The following is an 18,535-nucleotide window of genomic DNA, read 5'->3' on the forward strand; positions in this document are numbered from 1 at the left end:
CCCTTTCCGCCGTTCAGATGCGCCTACGCCGGTATTCGTCGAGGAAGGTGCGCACCTCGCGCGGCGTCAGCACGCGCACGGGGTCGCCATGCCACGCGTACAGGAACGGCGGCCCGCCGGCACGGTCCGTCAGCCTGGCGCGGATCAGGAAGCGTGTACCGGCCGGGTAGCGCGCCGGGTCGGACAGCGCGCGCGAGCACTGCACGCGCATCGACGTCGCATAGGCCTGCCCCGCCATCGGCTTGATGCGCAGCCGGCCCGTGCGCGCGTCAGGCACCGATTCCACGGCCACGTCGCGGTAGGCCCACGGATCGCGCGCCATCGCTTACGCTTCCGCCGCTGCGGCCGCGGCGCCCGGCGCGGAGGCCGGTTTCGCCTCGCGGATCGGCAGGTTCGCCAGGGCAGCCAGCAACGCCAGCGCGATGTCCGCGTACCACATCCACGTGTAGTCGCCGAAGCGCACGAACGCGAGGCCGCCGAGCCACGCGCCGAAGAAGCCACCGATCTGGTGCGACAGCAAGGTGAGCCCGAACAATGTCGCCAGGTAACGCATGCCGAACAGCTTGCCGACGAGGCCCGCCGTCGGCGGCACCGTGGCGAGCCAGGTGAAGCCGAGGGCGGCCGCGAACACGTAGAACGTCCACGCCGACTTCGGCGCCAGCAGGTACGCGGCGATGATGACGGCGCGGCTGCCGTACATCAAGGCAAGCAGCCATTTCATGCGGTAGCGCTGCGCCAGGCTGCCTGCCGTCAGCGAGCCGGCGATGTTGAACAGGCCGATCAGGCCGAGCGCGGTGGCGGAGACGCCGGCCGGCAACCCGCACAACGCCACCTCGCCGGGCAGGTGCGTGACGAGGAAGGCGATGTGGAAGCCGCACGTGAAGAAGCCGGCATGCAGGCACAGGTAGCTGCGGTCGCGCAACGCGTCGCGCACCTGGCGCCCGAGCGTGACGTCGGGCACGGCGCCGTGGCCGATGGCGGTCTGTGCCGGCGGTCTGCCGCGCAGGGGCCACGCCAGCGGGATCGTGAACAATGTGGTGGCGGCCAGCGCCAGCATCGCCGTGACCCAGCCCGCGCTGGCGATCAGCATCTGCACGAGCGGTGCGAACACGAACTGGCCGAACGAGCCGCCGGCGTTGATGAAGCCGGACGCGAACGCGCGCCGTTCGGGCGGCAGGCGCTGCGCCGTGGCGCCGATGAGGATCGAGAAGCTGCCCGCGCCGGCGCCGCTGGCCGACAGGATGCCCAGCGTGACGAGCAGGCCCCATTGCGTGGAGACGAACGGCGTGGCCGCGAGGCCGCCGGCCAGCAGTACGGCGCCCAGCACGATCACGCGTGCCGAGCCGTATTTGTCGGCGACGGCGCCGAACACGGGTTGCGACGCGCCCCACATGAACTGGCCGACGGCCATGGCGAAACTGATCGAGGCGACGCCCAGGCCGGTCGCCGTGTTCAGCGGCGACAGGAACAGGCCCGTCGTCAGGCGCGCGGCCATCGTGATCATCAGGATGGCGCTGGCGGCCAGGATCAAACCCCAGGCGGCGCGCGGGTTGGTCGCGGTCATGTCGTCCCCAAATTATTGCGGAACCGACATGATGCCATCATTCCACCAACGGCGTAGGGTGGGCACCCCTGTGCCCACGCGGACGTTCGCCGCCCGCATGCGTTCGCGTGGGCACGGGGTGCCCACCCAACGTCCCCGATGCGGACGCTCAGGCCTGCGCCCGGATCAGCAACGCCGTCGCCTGCGCCGCCATGCCCTCTTCGCGCCCGAGGAAGCCGAGCTTCTCGTTCGTCTTGGCCTTGATGTTCACCTGCTGCGGCGACACGCCGATGTCCTCGGCGATGCGCGACACCATCTGCGGGATGTGCGGCGCCATCTTCGGCTGTTGCGCGATGATGGTCGCGTCGACGTTTCCGATGGTGTAGCCGGTGCCCAGCACGCGGTTCGCCGCTTCGCGCAGCAGCACGCGCGAGTCGGCGCCGGCGAACATGGGGTCGGTGTCCGGGAAATGCTTGCCGATATCGCCCAGGCCGGCGGCACCCAGCAGCGCGTCGATGATGGCGTGCAGCAGCACGTCGGCGTCCGAATGGCCCAGCAGGCCCAGACGGTGCGGGATGGTGACGCCACCGACGATCAGTTTGCGCCCCTCGACGAGCGCGTGGCAGTCATAGCCGGTACCGATACGGAACGGCGGAGTCGGGTTGTACGATGCGAGAGCCATGATGTTCTTTACACGCCTTACACGAATTCAGGTTGGGACACTGTCAGGTACATCTCGGCGATCCGGATGTCGTCAGGCAGCGTCACTTTGAGATTGCGGGGATGCCCTTCCACCAATCTTGGGCTCAATCCGAGGGCTTCAACCGCACTGGCATCATCGGTAATCGCCGCCGGATCTTTAGCGGCCGCGAGCGCTTCGCGCAGCAATTGATAACGGAACATCTGCGGGGTCTGGGCCAGCCACAGGCCGTTGCGGGGCACGGTCCCGCACGCCTCGCCATCGATGCCRCGCTTGACCGTGTCGACCACGGGCAGCGCCAGCAGGCCGCCGGCCGGGTGGTCGCCCGTGTCCGTGATCAGTTTCTCGATCAGTTCGGCCGTCAGGCCGGGACGCGCGGCGTCGTGTACGAGCACCCAGTCGGAGCTAGACAGCGTATTCGCGAGCACGGCCAGGCCGTTGCGCACGGACTCCATGCGGCTGGCGCCGCCGCAGCGCAGGACCGTCACGCCGTGGTTTGGCGCGACGGTGTCGATATAGGGGTCGTCCGGGCTCACGACGACAAATGTGTGTGCAATGAGCTCGCTGGACAGGAAGGCATCGAGCGTGTGCCTGAGCATGGGCTTGCCGCCGATCTTCAGATACTGCTTGGGGCTGCTCGCTCCCATGCGGGCGCCGACGCCGGCAGCGGGAATGAGGGCGAAATAACGTGGTGCTTGAGTCATGTAAATTAGTCTACGATCGCGGACGTCTTGTCGATCCAATAAGGGACTGTACCTCACCTTGGCAAACTTTGCTCAGTCGCGCATATTCCTGCGGGCTGTCGATGGCGACCTGCAGCTTTTCCACGCGGCCCATTTCTCCTTTAATGTAATGCATCCAGTTGCGGTCGATCTCGCGCTGGAGCAGGATGCGCGATTCACCGGTGCGCGCATACAACGGTTTGCCGGCAAAACGCCCGCCCAGCCTCGCGCGCACCCGCTCTTCCACTTTCGGCAGATAGTCCAGGTAAGACTTGAGATGGCGCATTTCGTGCGCAAGTATTTCGCGGTACGCGCACGACTCCGGCTCGAACTCGCGGCCGACGTACACGACGATGGGCTGGTAATACAGGGTAACGGCGATGCGCGGCATCACGCATTCGGTGCGGCCGCCCGGCGACGCCAGCAGCGTGCCGTCGACCTGGATCGCCACGCGCGATTCGGTGCGCGTCAGGCCCAGCACAAAGCCGTTGCGCACGCCCGGACGCTTCATCCGCGTGAGGTCGCGGTAGGACACCGTGTTGTCGATGTGCCAGCCGCTTGCGCGCGTGGAAAACGTGGCACCGGCGTCGCGGGCCGCGTCGTCGCAATCCGCCTCGAACGTCGTGCGCGCGGACGCGAGGCCGCTCGCCGCGAGCAGCGCCAGGCTTAGCGCGGCGACGTGCACCTTATTCAGGCTTCCATGTACCGGCGGCAAACTTCTCCAGCCAGAACGTGCCGATCACCGTTTTCACGTCGGTGATCTCGCCACGCCTGACCATCTCCAGCGTCTCGGGGATCGTGGTCGTGAAGGTCTCGAGGAACTCGCCGTCGTCCAGTTTCGCGTCGCCCGCGGTCAGGCCGCGCGCGAGGAACAGGTCGAGGTGCTCGTCGGAATATGCGATGGCATTGTGGATCGTGCAGACGTAATGCCAATCCGTCGCGGTATAGCCCGTCTCCTCTTCCAGTTCGCGCTTGGCGCACGCGAGCGAGGCTTCGCCCGGGTCGATCTTCCCGGCCGGGAATTCGATGAAGACCTGGTCGTTCGGATAGCGGTACTGGCGTTCGAGCAGCACGCGGCCGTCGTCGAACAGCGCGAGGATCACGACGGCACCGGGATGGCGGATGAATTCGCGTTGCGTGATCTTGCCGTCGGGGAGTTTCACGCGGTCGCGCGAGACTTTGAGGAAATGGCCGTCGTAGGCGAGCTCGCTGTCGACTTGTACTTCTTTGAGATGATCGTCCATGGAGGCTCCGGTACTTGTTGTTGAATGCACCGGCGCCATGGACGTCGGTGCTCAGCCGCGGCGCTTGCGGAGGTATCTTAAAACGAAACCCGGAAAGGCCAACACGAGAAACAGGCAGGCGGTGATCGCGTAGAACTCCCAGGTCTGGGTGAACGCGGTACCGATGCGGGATTCGAGGGCGTGGGCCAGCGCGCCGACGATGAAGTATAAAACAGCCAACTCGAACAGGCGCACGACGAAGTATTTCCCGTGCTTCCTGTTCAGTAGAGGCTTCACGGGAATGAAGCCGAACATGCTCTCGTTGAGGAACGGCAGGTTGGCGAACGCGAGTGCGACCGCGATCACCAACCAGCTGGCCAGGGAGACGTCCACCGAGGCCTTACGACTTCAGGGTCAGCGTCATGGCCGACAGGCAAGCCGCCAGCAGCGGGCCCGGCAGCACGCCCAGCAGGACGACGAGGATGCCGTTCAGCGACAGCACGACGCGCATGTCGAGCGGGGTCGAGATCGGCGACGCATCGGCCACCTCGTCGAACCACATGACCTTCACGACGCGCAGGTAGTAGAACGCACCCACCAGCGAGGCCGCCACGGCGATGATCGCGAGCCACAGCTGGCCCGAACCGACGACGGCATCCAGCACGGCCCACTTGGCCATGAAACCCATCATCGGCGGCACACCGGCCAGCGAGAACATCAGGGCGGTCATGACGAGCGCGTACCACGGGCTGCGCTTGGCCAGGCCCTTGAAGTCGGCCAGGGTGTCCGCTTCGAAGCCCGAGCGCGCCAGCATCATGATGATGCCGAAGCTGCCCAGCGTGGTCAGCACGTAGGTGATCGTGTAGTACATCGAGGCGCTGTAGGCGGTGGCGATGTTCGCGAAATTCGCGGTATCGCGGGTGCCGACGACGCCGGCCATCATGCCCAGCAGGACGAAGCCCAGCTGCGCGATGGTCGAGTAGGCCAGCATGCGCTTCAGGTTCGATTGCGCGATCGCGGTCAGGTTACCGATCACGAGCGACGCCACGGCCAGGGCCAGCAGCATCTGCTGCCAGTCGATCGCCAGCGGCAGCAGGCCTTCGACCAGGATGCGGATCATCATCGCGAACGAGGCCAGCTTCGGCGCGGCGCCCAGCAGCAGGGTGACCGCGGTCGGCGAGCCCTGGTACACGTCCGGCACCCACATGTGGAACGGCACGGCGCCCAGCTTGAAGGCCATGCCGGCCACGACGAACACGAGGCCGAACACGAGGATCGTGTGGTTGGCGGCGTTGCTCGACACCAGCTTGGCGATCGTCGTGATGTCCAGCGAACCGGTGGCGCCGTAGATCATCGAGATACCGTAGAGCATGAAGCCCGACGCAAGCGAACCGAGGATGAAGTACTTCATCGCGGCTTCGGTCGAGGTCGCGTGGTCGCGGCGCATTGCCACCAGCGCGTACAGCGACAGCGACATCATTTCCAGGCCCAGGTAGATCGGCAGCATGTTGTTACCAGAGATCATGATCATCTGGCCCAGCATCGTGAACAGCGCGAGCACGTAGAACTCGCCGCCCATGTTGCCGGACATCATGCCGCGCTCGCCGGTGTACTGGCGCGAGTACACGAGCGTGACGCCGACCGCCAGGTAGGTGAACAGCTTGAGCAGGTTCGCCATCGGATCCGACACGAACATATTGTAGAACGTGTAGGTCGTCGTGCCGGCCTTGAAGTCGGCATAGGTGATCACTGCGCAGCCCACCAGCGTGAGCAGCGACAGGATGTAAGTCAGGGTGCGCTTGCCCTCCTTCTGGAACATGTCGATCAGAAGGATGGCGCAGGACGCGATGACCAGGAAGATTTCTGCAGAGACCGGCCCCAGGTTGTTGGCGGCCAGCACGGCTTGGGTGTTAATCATCGGATTCATTTCGTTGTTGTGCCCTATCGAGTCAATGCGCGATCAGTGCGCGGCGACCGTGGCGACGGCCTGCGCCGGCAGCTTGCTGACCGACACGTGCTGCAGCAGGTCGGCCACGGACACTTGCATCGTGTCGGTGAACGGCGCCGGGTACAGGCCCATGTAGATGGTCAGCAGGGCGAGCACGCCCAGCATGGCGAATTCGCGGCCGTTCAGGTCCAGCAGTTCGGCCACGTGCTTGTTGCCGATCTTGCCGAACACGACGCGCTTGACCATCCACAGCGAGTACGCCGCGCCCAGGATCAGGGCGGTGGCGGCCAGGAAGCCGGTCCAGAAGTTGAACTTGACGGCGCCCAGGATGACCATGAATTCACCGACGAAGCCCGAGGTGGCCGGCAGGCCGCAGTTGGCCATCGCGAACAGCACGGAGAATGCGGCGAACTTCGGCATCGTGTTGACGACGCCGCCGTAGTCGGCGATCTGGCGCGAGTGCATGCGGTCGTACAGCACGCCGATGCACAGGAACATGGCGCCCGACACGAAGCCGTGCGAGATCATCTGGACGATGCCGCCCTGCACGCCGATCTCGTTGAAGATGAAGAAGCCGAGCGTGACGAAGCCCATGTGGGCGATCGACGAGTACGCGACCAGTTTCTTCATGTCGGCCTGCACCATGGCGACGAGGCCGATGTAGATCACGGCGATCAGCGACAGGACGATGACGAGCGGGGCCAGGTAGTGTGAGGCGTCAGGCGCGATCGGCAGCGAGAAACGGAGGAAACCGTAGCCGCCCAGCTTCAGCATGATCGCGGCCAGCACGACGGAACCGCCGGTCGGCGCTTCCACGTGGGCATCCGGCAGCCAGGTATGCACCGGCCACATCGGCACCTTGACGGCGAACGCCATCAGGAACGCCAGGAAGATCAGGACCTGTTCCTTCATCGACAGCGGCAGCTGATGCCATGCCAGGATGTCGAAGCTGCCGTTCGATTTGTTGTACAGGTAGATGATCGCGATCAGCGTCAGCAGCGAGCCCATGAACGTGTACAGGAAGAACTTGAATGCCGCATACACGCGGTTCGGGCCGCCGAACACGCCGATGATGATGAACATCGGGATCAGCGTCGCCTCGAAGAAGAAGTAGAACAGCAGGCCGTCCAGCGCGACGAACACGCCGATCATCAGGCCCGACAGCAGCAGGAACGAACCCATGTACTGGGCGACACGTTCCTCGATCACTTGCCAGGCGGAGATCACGACGATGATCGTGATGAACGCGGTCAGCGGCACGAACCAGAGGCTCAGGCCGTCGATGCCCAGGTAGTACTGGATGTTGAAACGCTCGATCCAGGCGGCTTTTTCCACGAACTGCGGGCCGTGGGCCGTAGTGCTGAACTGCGTGAACAGCGGGATCGTCGGCAGGAAGCTGACGATCGCGCCGACCAGCGACAGCACGCGGGTGAAGCCCGCCTTGCTGTCGCGGCCCACCGCCAGGATGATCACGCCGAACAGGATCGGCAGCCATACTGACAGGCTCAGGTAAGGAGGAAAGGTAGAAATCGTAGACTGCATCTTGTTTTTCTCTCTTTTAAGCGTGCCAGAACGGGAAGAAGTACAGCAGCGTACCCAGCACGCCCAGGATCATCACGAACGCATAGTGGTAGATGTAACCAGTCTGGAACGTACGGACGATGGTCGAGAACCAGCCGACGAGCTTCGCCGAGCCGTTGACGACGAGGCCGTCGATCAGCGCGCGATCGCCCACCTGCCACAGGCCCTTGCCCGTCAGGCGTGCGCCGCCGGCGAAGACGATCTCGTTGAACTTGTCCATGTAGTACTTGTTGTCCAGCAGCGTGTGGATCGGACGCAGGGTCTTGTAGAACCAGGCCGGCACACGCGGGTTCACCATGTAGCAGTAGTACGCGGCGACGACACCGCCCAGGGCCAGGATGAACGGCAGCGACGTGAACGCGTGCACGCCCATCGCGGCGGCGCCGTGGAATTCGTGCGCCAGTTCTTCCATTGCCGGGTGACGCTCCGCGTTGATGACGATGGCGTTCTTGAAGAAGTCGCCGAACAGCATCGGGCCGATCGCGAAGAAGCCGATGATGACGGACGGGATCGCCAGCAGGACCAGCGGCAGCGTAACGACCCACGGCGACTCGTGCGGCTTCTGGCCCGGGGCCAGGCCGTGGTGGCCGTGGTCGTCCTCGTCCTCTTCGTGATGGGCAGTGGCCTCGTGCAGTGCGGTCGGGTCCTTGCCTTCGCCATCGTGAGCATGGTCGTCATGGTGCGCGTGGTGGTGGTCGTGCCGGTGCGACGCCTCGCCGTGCGCCTTGCCGAAACGCTCTTCACCGTGGAACACGAGGAAGTACATGCGGAACGAGTAGAAGGCGGTCACGAACACACCGGCGATCACGGCGACGTAGGCGAAGACCGCGCCGGCCATGCCCGCTTCCTTGGCGGCAGCAACCGCTTCGATGATCGAATCCTTCGAGTAGAAACCGGCGAAGAACGGCGTACCGATCAGTGCCAGCGAGCCCAGCAGCGACGTGATCCAGGTGATCGGCATGTACTTGCGCAGGCCGCCCATGTTGCGCATGTCCTGGTCGTGGTGCATGCCGATGATGACGGAGCCGGCACCGAGGAACAGCAGCGCCTTGAAGAACGCGTGGGTCATCAGGTGGAACACGGCGACGTTGTAGGCCGAGACGCCCAGTGCGACCGTCATATAGCCCAGCTGCGACAGCGTGGAGTACGCGACGACGCGCTTGATGTCGTTCTGGATGATGCCCAGGAAGCCCATGAACAGCGCGGTGATCGAGCCGATGACTACGATGAACGACAGTGCCGTATCCGACAGCTCGAACAGCGGCGACATGCGGGTCACCATGAAGATACCGGCCGTCACCATCGTTGCGGCGTGGATCAGTGCCGAGATCGGGGTCGGACCTTCCATCGAGTCCGGCAGCCAGACGTGCAGCGGGAACTGCGCCGACTTGCCCATCGCGCCGATGAACAGGCAGATGCAGGCAGCCGTCAGCAGCGGCCAGCCGATGCCCGGCACGGTCATGCCGGCGAGTTGCGCCGATTTCGCGAACGTCTCGTCGTAGTTCATCGTGCCGGTGGCGGCCAGCAGCAGGCCGATGCCGAGGATGAAGCCGAAGTCGCCGACGCGGTTCACGAGGAATGCCTTCATGTTCGCGAAGATCGCGGTCGGACGCGTGTACCAGAAGCCGATCAGCAGGTACGAGACCAGGCCCACCGCTTCCCAGCCGAAGAACAGCTGCAGGAAGTTGTTGGACATGACCAGCATCAGCATCGAGAACGTGAACAGCGAGATGTACGAGAAGAAGCGGTTGTAGCCGTCGTCTTCCGCCATGTAGCCGATCGTGTAGATGTGGACCATCAGCGAGACGGACGTGACGACGCACATCATCATCGCGGACAGCGCGTCGATCTTGAAGCCGACCGTCATCTTCATGGTGCCGACCGTCATCCAGGTGTAGACGTCGCCGTTGTACGTGGCGCCATCGATGACCTGGTTCAGCGTCATGATCGAGATGACCATGGCGATGAACACGCCCAGGATGGTCGCAGAATGCGATACCACCCGGCCGACCACATTGCCGAAGAACTTGGTGCCGAGCAGGCCGGCGATCGCCGAGCCCGCGAGCGGCGCCAGTGGCACCGCCAGCAAGAGATTAGGGTTAATTTGCCCCGCCATTTTGAACCTTTGTCGTATTTATCAGGAGATCAGGAGGTTGACAGACAAACCGCTTAGCCCTTCAGGCTGTCGAGGTCTTCCACGTTGATCGTGTCCAGGTTACGGAACAGGACCACCAGGATCGCCAGGCCGATCGCCGATTCGGCGGCCGCGACAGTCAGGATGAAGAACACGAAGATCTGCCCTGCCGCGTCGCCCAGATAATGCGAGAACGCCACAAAGTTCAGGTTCACCGCCAGCAGCATCAGTTCGATGGCCATCAGCAGGATGATGATGTTCTTCCGGTTCAGGAAAATGCCGATCACCGAGATCGCGAACAGGATCGCGCCCAGGATCAGGTAATGAGCGAGCGACAGGGTCATTGCGCCTCCTTGGTGTTCGCTTGTGCAGCAGCGGCGGCAGCGGCAATGGCGGCCTCGTCGATTGCTTTCTGATTCACCGTCTGCATCTTGACGATCTTCAGACGGTCGTTACGCTTGACGCGGACGGCGAGGCCCGGGTCGATGGCTTTGGTGTCCTTGCGCTTGCGCAGGGTCAGCGCCACGGCGGCGATGATGGCGACCAGCAGGATCAGGCCGGCGATCTCGAAACCGTAGATGTACTGGGTGTAGATCAGGCGGCCCAGTTCGTGGGTGCCGCCGATGTGGCCGACGGAAGCCTCGGCCGGGGCGTCGCCCTGGCCCAGGAAGCCGCGCCACAGGACGGTGGCCATTTCCAGCACGATCAGCGCGCCGACGCCGGACGCCACCGGCAGGTAGCCCCAGAAGCCTTTGCGCATGCGGTCGATGTTAATGTCGAGCATCATCACGACGAACAGGAACAGCACCATCACGGCGCCGACGTAGACCAGTACCAGCACGATGGCCAGGAACTCGGCCTTGAGCAGCATCCAGAGACCGGCAGCGTTGAAGAACGCGAGCACCAGGAACAGCGCGGCGTGCACCGGGTTCTTGGCGGTAATAACGAGCAACCCGGCCAGCACCAGCACGACCGAGAACGCGTAGAACAGAACAGTTGTAAATTCCATGACTTTACGCAGGAGCCCTTTTTTTGTTAGCGGTACTTGGCATCGGCTTCGCGCGCGGCGGCGATGTCGTTCTCGTAGCGATCACCCACGGCCAGCAGCATTTCCTTGGTGTAGTACAGGTCGCCGCGTTTCTCGCCGTGGTACTCCAGCACTTGCGTCTCGACGATCGAGTCGACCGGGCACGATTCTTCGCAGAAGCCGCAGAAGATGCACTTGGTCAGGTCGATGTCGTAGCGCGTCGTGCGGCGGGTGCCGTCTTCGCGCTGCGCCGATTCGATCGTGATGGCCATCGCCGGGCACACGGCTTCGCACAGCTTGCACGCGATGCAGCGCTCTTCCCCGTTCGGGTAGCGGCGCAGCGCATGCAGGCCGCGGAAGCGCGGCGAGATGGGGGTCTTTTCCTCGGGATACTGGACCGTGATCTTGCGCGAGAACGCGTACTTGCCGGTCAGGGCCAGACCTTTAATCAGCTCGGACAGCATCAGGCTGCCGAGGATCTCTTTAACTCGTGTCATTTTGTGTGCTTCCTTACTTCCAGATGTTCCACGGCGTCTGCATCCAGCCGGCGACCAGCACCAGCCAGATCAGGGTCAGCGGAATGAACACTTTCCAGCCGAGACGCATGATCTGGTCATAGCGGTAGCGCGGGAACGTGCCGCGGACCCAGATGAACAGCGAGACGATCAGGAACATCTTGGCAAACAGCCAGAAGAAACCGCCGAAACCGCCGCCGAATTCAAGGAACGAGAACGGTGCGGACCAGCCGCCCAGGAACATGATCGATGCCAGGGTGGCGACGAGGATCATGTTGGCGTACTCGGCCAGCATGAACATCGCGTACGACATGCCCGAGTATTCGACCATGTGGCCGGCCACGATCTCCGATTCGCCTTCCACCACGTCGAACGGGTGGCGGTTGCATTCCGCCAGGCCGGACGTGATGTAGATGACGAACAGCGGCAGCAGCGGCAGCCAGTTCCACGACAGGATGTTGATGCCGTGATCGACGGCCCAGCCGCGGGTCTGGGCGCCGACGATGTCCGAGAAGTTCAGCGAACCCGACACCATCAGCACGACGACCATCACGAAGCCCATCGGGATTTCGTACGAGATCATCTGCGCCGATGCGCGCATCGCGCCCATGAACGAGTACTTCGAGTTGGCGGACCAGCCGGCGATGATGATGCCGTACACCTCCATCGACGTGATCGCCAGCAGCAGCAGCAGGCCGGCGTTCACGTCGGCGAGAGCGGCCTGCGGGCCGAACGGGATGACGGACCACGCGGCCAGTGCCGGCATGATGGTCATCAGGGGGCCGATCACGAACAGGCTCGGCGTGGCTTTCGCCGGGATCACGATTTCCTTCAGCAGCAGCTTCAGGGCATCGGAGATCGGCTGCAGCAGGCCGCCGGGGCCCACGCGGTTCGGGCCGATACGGATGTGAATCCAGCCGATCAGCTTGCGCTCCCACAGCACGAGATAGGCCACGAGGCCCATCAGCGGCAGCAGGACGACGACGATTTTCAGCAGCGTCCACGCGGCGGGCCAGAGGGCCGGGCCCACCAGGCTCGCGCCGGCGCTGTTCAGGTTGTTGATCATGTCAGGTACCGACATTTTGCTTGGGCTCCCCTGCTTTATGCTTTAGCTACGTTGATCGGACCGAACATGTCGCCCAGTACCGACGTCGATTCATGGGCGGCCGCGACACGCACGACGTTCGCCGGCAGGCGCGCGTCGATGTTGGCCGTCAGCACGACGCTGCCCTGCCCTTGCGACACGGTGACCTGGTCGCCGGCATTGACACCCAGCTTTTCAGCGAGCGCGGCCGAGATGGTCGCCAGCGGCGCCTGGCCGTCGGCCGTGCGCAGCAGCGGTTCGGAACGGCGCGCGACGGCGTCGGCGAAGTGGATCGGCACGTCGGCCAGGCGCTCCAACTGCTCACCGTTGCCGAAGAAGGCGCCGGCCACGGCGATCTTTGCCTGGCTGTTCAGCCTGGAGGACAGGTCCATGGTGCCCTTGCCCAGTGCTTCGTCGCGGATCGTTTCCGAGTTCTCGTAGTCGAAGCCGGAGAGGCCCAGCAGGTTACCCAGCACGCGCAGCACTTTCCAGGCCGGACGGGTTTCACCCAGCGGCTTGACGGTGCCGTTGAAGCTCTGTGCGCGGCCTTCGCAGTTGACGAAGGTGCCGGCGGTTTCGCTGAACGGCGAGATCGGCAGCAGCACGTCGGCATAGTCGGTGCCGTGCTTGAACGCGGACATCGCGACGACCATCTCGGCGCCACGCAGGGCCTTGATGGCTTGCGCCGGGTTGGCCGCATCCAGTTCCGGCTCGGCGTTCAGCAGCACGTAGGCTTTCTTCGGCTGCGCGAACAGGTTCGCGGCATTCTTCGACGTGGCGTTCACCAGGTAGCCGCCGACCGTGTTGGCGGCGTCGACGAAGTAACCGAATTTCGCGCCGGTCTGTTCGGCGATCCATTGCGAGATGGCGTGCAGCTTCGAAGCCTGCGGGTGGTACATCGCGGCATTGCCCAGCAGGACGGCGCCCGGCACGGCAGCGGCCGCCGGATCCGCGGCGTTCTCGACGACCAGTGTCGCGGCGACGGCCTTGGCCAGATCGCCCGCGGTCACGCCTTCCAGGCCGGCCGGCGCGGCGACGCTCTTCGCAGCGGCGACGGCCACGGCGATTTCCGACAGCGCGGCCAGCCAGTCGCTCGGCGCGGCGATGAAGCGGTTCGCGGTCGGGATCAGGTTGTCGTCAGCGGAGCCGTGGACGATCGAGAGCCTGGCGCCCGACTTGACGGCGGCGCGCAGGCGCGTCGCGGCCAGCGGGTGATCCTTGCGCAGGAACGAGCCGACGACCAGCACGCGCTTCAGGTTCGACAGCTCGGCGATCGGCATGCCCAGGTGTGGAACCACGGTGCCGTCCAGCGCGAAATCGGTCTGGCGCAGGCGGAAGTCGACGTTCTCGATGCCGAAGCCGCGCATGGCTTTCTGCAGCAGATACAGTTCTTCCACGGTCGAGTGCGCGGTGCCGATGGCAGCGATCGAGTCGGCGCCGTGCTCGTGGCGGATGTTGCGCAGGCCGTGGGCGACGTACTCCAGCGCCGTCTGCCAGTCGGTCTCGATCCATTTGCCGTCCTGCTTGATCATCGGCTGCGTCAGGCGCGAGGCGTTGTCGAGGGCTTCGTACGAGAAGCGGTCCTTGTCGGACAGCCAGCACTCGTTGATGTTCTCGTTTTCCAGCGGCAGCACGCGCATCACTTTACCGCCCTTGACCTGGACGATGAGGTTGGTACCGAGCGAGTCGTGCGGCGACACCGAACGGCGGCGCTGCAGTTCCCACGGACGTGCGGAATAGCGGAACGGCTTGCTCGTGAGCGCGCCGACCGGGCACAGGTCGATCATGTTGCCCGACACTTCCGAGTCCACGGACTTGCCGACGAACGTCGTGATTTCCGAGTGCTCGCCGCGGCCGACCATGCCGAATTCCATCACGCCGGCCACTTCCTGGCCGAAACGCACGCAGCGGGTGCACTGGATGCAGCGGCTCATCTCTTCCATCGAGATCAGYGGGCCGGCTTCCTTCGGCGCCACGACGCGCTTCTCTTCCGCGTAGCGCGATTCGCTCTTGCCGTAGCCCACGGCGAGGTCCTGCAGCTGGCATTCGCCGCCCTGGTCGCAGATCGGGCAATCCAGCGGGTGGTTAATCAGCAGGAATTCCATGACGGATTTCTGCGCCTGCACGGCCTTGTCGCTGTGCGTGCGCACGATCATGCCCGGCGAGACCGGGGTAGCGCAGGCGGGCAGCGGCTTCGGCGCTTTTTCCACTTCCACGAGGCACATGCGGCAGTTGGCCGCGATGGACAGCTTCTTGTGGTAGCAGAAATGCGGGATATACGATCCCAGTTTGTTTGCGGCGTCCATCACCATCGAACCTGGTGGGACCTCGACTTTCTTGCCGTCTAATTCGATTTCAACCATTTGATCGTTACCTGACCTGGTTTAGAGGTAAGTCGGCACCAGGCAGTGCTTGTGCTCGACGTGATATTCAAATTCTTCGCGGAAGTTCTTGATCATGGCGCGGACCGGCATCGCGGCGGCATCGCCCAGTGCGCAGATGGTGCGGCCCTGGATGTTGTCGGCGATCGAGTTCAGCATGTCCATGTCTTCCGGACGACCCTGGCCATGTTCGATGCGGTGGACCATGCGGTACATCCAGCCCGTGCCCTCACGGCACGGCGTGCACTGGCCGCACGATTCCTCGTAATAGAAGTAGGACAGGCGCAGCAGCGACTTGACCATGCAGCGGGTCTCGTCCATGACGATCACGGCGCCCGAACCCAGCATCGAACCGGCCTTGGCGATCGAGTCGTAGTCCAGGTCGGTCTGCATCATGACGTCGCCGCGCACGACCGGCGCCGACGAACCGCCCGGGATGACGGCCTTGATCTTCTTGCCGCCGCGCATGCCGCCGGCCAGCTCCATCAGCTTGGCGAACGGCGTGCCCAGCGGGACTTCGTAATTGCCCGGACGCTCGACGTCGCCGGAGATCGAGAAGATCTTCGTGCCGCCGTTGTTCGGCTTGCCCAGCGCCATGTAATCGGCGGCGCCCATGTTCAGGATGAATGGGACGGCTGCGAACGTTTCCGTGTTGTTGATCGTGGTCGGCTTGCCATACAGGCCGAACGAGGCCGGGAACGGCGGCTTGAAGCGCGGCTGGCCCTTCTTGCMTTCCAGCGATTCCAGCAGCGCGGTTTCTTCACCGCAGATGTAGGCGCCATAGCCATGGTGCGCGTGCAGCTGGAACGAGAAATCCGTGCCCAGGATGCGGTCGCCCAGGAAGCCGGCGGCGCGCGCCTCTTCCAGCGCCTCTTCGAAGCGCAGGTATTCCTGGAAGATCTCGCCGTGGATGTAGTTGTAGCCCACGGTGATGCCCATCGCGTACGCACCGATGGCCATGCCTTCGATCAGCGCGTGCGGGTTGTAGCGGATGATGTCGCGGTCCTTGAACGTGCCCGGCTCGCCTTCGTCGGTGTTGCAGACGAGGTATTTCTGGCCCGGGAACTGGCGCGGCATGAAGCTCCACTTCAGGCCGGTCGGGAAGCCCGCGCCACCGCGGCCGCGCAGGCCGGACGTCTTCAGGTCGGCGATGATGGCCTCGGGGGCGATCTTCTCTTCCAGGATGCGGCGCAGCGCGGAATAGCCGCCGCGCTTGACGTAGTCTTCCAGGTGCCAGTTGTCGCCGTTCAGATCCTTCAGGATCAGCGGATTGATGTGGCGGTCGTGCAGGCTGGTCATTTGTTCAGTTCCTCCAGCAGGGCGTCGATCTTCTCGTCCGACATGAACGAGCACATGCGATGGTTATTCACCAGCATGACCGGCGCGTCGCCGCAGGCGCCCATGCACTCGCCTTCCAGCAGCGTGAACTGGCCATCCTCGGTGGTCTCGCGCCATTCGATGCCCAGGGCATCCTTGATGCGCTGGCCGGCGCGCTCGCCGCCCGACAGGGCGCACGGCAGGTTGGTGCACACGGTGATCTTGTGCTTGCCGACCGGCTTGATGTTGTACATGTTGTAGAAGGTGGCGACTTCCTGCACGGCGATCGCGGGCATGCCGATGTAGTCGGCCACTTCCTGCATCGTTTCCGGCGACAGCCAGCCCAGTTCGACCTGTGCGTGGGCCAGCGCGGCCATCACGGCCGACTGGCGCTGGTCGGCCGGGTACTTGGCCAACTCGCGGTCGATTTTTTTCAAGCACTGCTCAGATAACATAATCTTTTCTACCCTTCTTATCGGTCGATCGAGCCGAACACGATGTCCTGCGTACCGATGATGGTGACGGCGTCGGCGATCATGTGACCGCGCGCCATTTCATCGAGGCTCTGCAGGTGGACATAGTCCGGGGTGCGGATCTTCAGGCGGTACGGCTTGTTGGCGCCGTCCGAAACGATATAGATGCCGAACTCGCCCTTCGGATGTTCGACGGCCGCGTAGGCCTCGCCCGGCGGGACGTGGAAGCCTTCGGTGAACAGCTTGAAGTGGTGGATCAGCGATTCCATGTTGGTCTTCATGTCCACGCGCGACGGCGGGGCGACCTTGTGGTTGCTCGTCATGACCGGGCCCGGATTGGCATTCAGCCAGGCGACGCACTGCTTGATGATGCGGTTGGCCTGGCGCATCTCTTCCACGCGCACGAGGTAACGGTCGTACGAGTCGCCGTTGGTGCCGACCGGGACGTCGAATTCCACCTTGTCGTAGGCCGCGTACGGCTGGACCTTGCGCAGGTCCCAGGCGATGCCCGAACCGCGCAGCATCGGGCCCGAGAAGCCCATGCCCATCGCGTCTTCCGGCGTCACGACGCCAATGCCGACGGTACGCTGCTTCCAGATACGGTTATCGGTCAGCAGGGTTTCGTATTCGTCGACATAGCCGTCGAAGCGCTTCGTGAACGACTCGATGAAGTCCAGCACGGAGCCGTGGCGGGTCTCGTTCAGTTCGTCGATGGCTTTCTTGCTGCGCAGCGGCGATTCGCGGTGCTTCGGCATCACGTCCGGCAGGTCGCGGTACACGCCGCCCGGGCGGTAGTAGGCCGCGTGCATGCGCGCGCCCGACACGGCTTCGTACACGTCGAACAGGTCTTCGCGGTCGCGGAACGCGTACAGGAACGGGCCCATGGCGCCGATGTCCAGCGCGTGCGCGCCCAGCCACATCAGGTGGTTCAGGATGCGGGTGATCTCGTCGAACATCGTGCGGATGTATTGCGCACGGATCGGCACGTCGATGCCCAGCAGCTTCTCGATGGCCAGCACGTAGCCGTGCTCGTTGCACATCATCGAGACGTAGTCGAGGCGGTCCATGTACGGCACGGACTGCAGGTAGGTGCGGGTCTCGGCCAGCTTCTCGGTGCCGCGGTGCAGCAGGCCGATGTGCGGGTCGGCGCGCTGGATCACTTCGCCGTCCAGTTCCAGCACGAGACGCAGCACGCCGTGCGCTGCCGGGTGCTGCGGACCAAAGTTCAGGGTGTAATTCTTAAGCTCAGCCATTATTTCATCCCGTAGGTTTCTTCGCGGATCACGCGCGGAATGTTCTCGCGCGGCTCGATCGTCACGGGTTGGTAGATCACGCGTTTCTGCTCGGGGTCGTAACGCATCTCGACATAGCCCGAAACCGGGAAGTCCTTGCGGAACGGATGGCCGATGAAGCCATAGTCGGTGAGGATGCGGCGCAGGTCGCCGTGGCCCTCGAACAGGATGCCGAACAGGTCGAACGCTTCACGCTCGAACCAGTTGGCGTTGCGCCAGACGCCGGTGACGGATTCGACCAGCGGCATGTCGTCGTCCGGGCAGAACACGCGGACGCGCACGCGCCAGTTGTGTTCGATCGACAGCAGGTGCGAGACGACTGCGAAACGCAGTCCGTCCCACGTGCCTTCGCCGTAGGACGAATAGTCGACGCCGCACAGGTCGACGAGTTCCTGGAAACGCAGCGCGGGATCGTCGCGCAGCTTTCGCATGGAGGCCAGATATTCACTGGCCTTCACAACTACCGTTACTTCGCCCAGCGCCACGGTAATGGCAGCGCCCTCGCCCAGTGCATTTTTCAGGGCGAGTTCGAGGGCTTCGATTTTTGTCGTCATGGTTGAGACCGGCTTGGATTATCGCGCGATGGTATTGGTGC

Annotated in this window: 19 protein-coding genes; all 19 read right to left on the bottom strand. The window is 63.9% G+C overall.

Annotated features, from left to right (window positions below; genetic code table 11):
* Nucleotides 1–13 precede the first annotated feature (13 nt).
* The 19 genes from AC1DYX_RS01955 to AC1DYX_RS02045 all read right to left on the bottom strand — a co-directional run bounded on the left by AC1DYX_RS01955 (nt 14) and on the right by AC1DYX_RS02045 (nt 18,494).
* On the bottom strand, nt 14–322 hold the full coding sequence (locus AC1DYX_RS01955; protein ID WP_477255751.1) for a hypothetical protein: 309 nt from the start codon (nt 320–322) through the stop codon (nt 14–16).
* A gap of 3 nt (nt 323–325) precedes the next feature.
* Nucleotides 326–1,564, bottom strand: a complete 1,239-nt coding sequence (locus tag AC1DYX_RS01960) for an MFS transporter (protein WP_477255754.1) — start codon at nt 1,562–1,564, stop codon at nt 326–328.
* A gap of 148 nt (nt 1,565–1,712) precedes the next feature.
* Nucleotides 1,713–2,225: a 2-C-methyl-D-erythritol 2,4-cyclodiphosphate synthase gene (gene ispF, locus AC1DYX_RS01965; RefSeq protein WP_477255756.1), complete on the bottom strand. Its 513-nt coding sequence runs from the start codon at nt 2,223–2,225 to the stop codon at nt 1,713–1,715.
* Between the two features lie 17 nt (nt 2,226–2,242).
* Nucleotides 2,243–2,947 (bottom strand): 2-C-methyl-D-erythritol 4-phosphate cytidylyltransferase, encoded by a 705-nt coding sequence (gene ispD, locus AC1DYX_RS01970; RefSeq protein WP_477255758.1) that lies wholly within the window; start codon nt 2,945–2,947, stop codon nt 2,243–2,245.
* 10 nt (nt 2,948–2,957) lie between these two features.
* The gene (locus tag AC1DYX_RS01975; protein WP_477255760.1) at nt 2,958–3,680 is read right to left on the bottom strand and encodes a hypothetical protein; all 723 of its coding nucleotides are present in this window, start codon (nt 3,678–3,680) and stop codon (nt 2,958–2,960) included.
* Entirely contained in the window at nt 3,652–4,209 is a 558-nt protein-coding gene (locus AC1DYX_RS01980; RefSeq protein ID WP_477255762.1) for an NUDIX domain-containing protein, read from the bottom strand. Before AC1DYX_RS01980 ends, AC1DYX_RS01975 begins: the two co-directional genes overlap by 29 nt.
* Nucleotides 4,210–4,260: 51 nt before the next feature.
* On the bottom strand, nt 4,261–4,581 hold the full coding sequence (locus AC1DYX_RS01985) for a DUF2818 family protein (RefSeq protein WP_477255764.1): 321 nt from the start codon (nt 4,579–4,581) through the stop codon (nt 4,261–4,263).
* A 7-nt stretch (nt 4,582–4,588) separates the two neighbouring features.
* On the bottom strand, nt 4,589–6,115 hold the full coding sequence (gene nuoN, locus AC1DYX_RS01990) for an NADH-quinone oxidoreductase subunit NuoN (RefSeq protein WP_477255766.1): 1,527 nt from the start codon (nt 6,113–6,115) through the stop codon (nt 4,589–4,591).
* 33 nt (nt 6,116–6,148) lie between these two features.
* Complete coding sequence (locus AC1DYX_RS01995) at nt 6,149–7,678, bottom strand: NADH-quinone oxidoreductase subunit M (protein ID WP_477255768.1); 1,530 nt, start codon at nt 7,676–7,678, stop codon at nt 6,149–6,151.
* A 16-nt stretch (nt 7,679–7,694) separates the two neighbouring features.
* Entirely contained in the window at nt 7,695–9,833 is a 2,139-nt protein-coding gene (nuoL, locus tag AC1DYX_RS02000) for an NADH-quinone oxidoreductase subunit L (RefSeq protein WP_477255770.1), read from the bottom strand.
* A gap of 53 nt (nt 9,834–9,886) precedes the next feature.
* The gene (gene nuoK / locus AC1DYX_RS02005) at nt 9,887–10,195 is read right to left on the bottom strand and encodes an NADH-quinone oxidoreductase subunit NuoK (RefSeq protein WP_029757428.1); all 309 of its coding nucleotides are present in this window, start codon (nt 10,193–10,195) and stop codon (nt 9,887–9,889) included.
* Nucleotides 10,192–10,860 (bottom strand): NADH-quinone oxidoreductase subunit J, encoded by a 669-nt coding sequence (locus AC1DYX_RS02010; RefSeq protein WP_477255772.1) that lies wholly within the window; start codon nt 10,858–10,860, stop codon nt 10,192–10,194. Before AC1DYX_RS02010 ends, nuoK begins: the two co-directional genes overlap by 4 nt.
* A gap of 26 nt (nt 10,861–10,886) precedes the next feature.
* Entirely contained in the window at nt 10,887–11,375 is a 489-nt protein-coding gene (nuoI, locus tag AC1DYX_RS02015; RefSeq protein WP_029757430.1) for an NADH-quinone oxidoreductase subunit NuoI, read from the bottom strand.
* A 13-nt stretch (nt 11,376–11,388) separates the two neighbouring features.
* Nucleotides 11,389–12,474: an NADH-quinone oxidoreductase subunit NuoH gene (gene nuoH, locus AC1DYX_RS02020; RefSeq protein WP_477255775.1), complete on the bottom strand. Its 1,086-nt coding sequence runs from the start codon at nt 12,472–12,474 to the stop codon at nt 11,389–11,391.
* A 20-nt stretch (nt 12,475–12,494) separates the two neighbouring features.
* The gene (gene nuoG / locus AC1DYX_RS02025) at nt 12,495–14,840 is read right to left on the bottom strand and encodes an NADH-quinone oxidoreductase subunit NuoG (RefSeq protein WP_477255777.1); all 2,346 of its coding nucleotides are present in this window, start codon (nt 14,838–14,840) and stop codon (nt 12,495–12,497) included.
* 21 nt (nt 14,841–14,861) lie between these two features.
* Nucleotides 14,862–16,157 (bottom strand): NADH-quinone oxidoreductase subunit NuoF, encoded by a 1,296-nt coding sequence (nuoF, locus tag AC1DYX_RS02030; RefSeq protein ID WP_477255779.1) that lies wholly within the window; start codon nt 16,155–16,157, stop codon nt 14,862–14,864.
* A complete protein-coding gene (nuoE, locus tag AC1DYX_RS02035; protein WP_477255781.1) occupies nt 16,154–16,630 on the bottom strand; it encodes an NADH-quinone oxidoreductase subunit NuoE in 477 nt (158 codons plus the stop codon). The genes nuoF and nuoE overlap by 4 nt, the downstream gene beginning before the upstream one ends.
* 17 nt (nt 16,631–16,647) lie before the next feature.
* Entirely contained in the window at nt 16,648–17,901 is a 1,254-nt protein-coding gene (locus AC1DYX_RS02040) for an NADH-quinone oxidoreductase subunit D (RefSeq protein ID WP_477255783.1), read from the bottom strand.
* Nucleotides 17,901–18,494 carry an NADH-quinone oxidoreductase subunit C gene (locus AC1DYX_RS02045; RefSeq protein WP_477255785.1) on the bottom strand — a complete coding sequence of 198 codons (594 nt, stop codon included), beginning with the start codon at nt 18,492–18,494 and terminating at the stop codon, nt 17,901–17,903. Before AC1DYX_RS02045 ends, AC1DYX_RS02040 begins: the two co-directional genes overlap by 1 nt.
* Between the last annotated feature and the right edge of the window lie 41 nt (nt 18,495–18,535).

This window comes from Massilia sp. P2_C2, assembly GCF_056404615.1.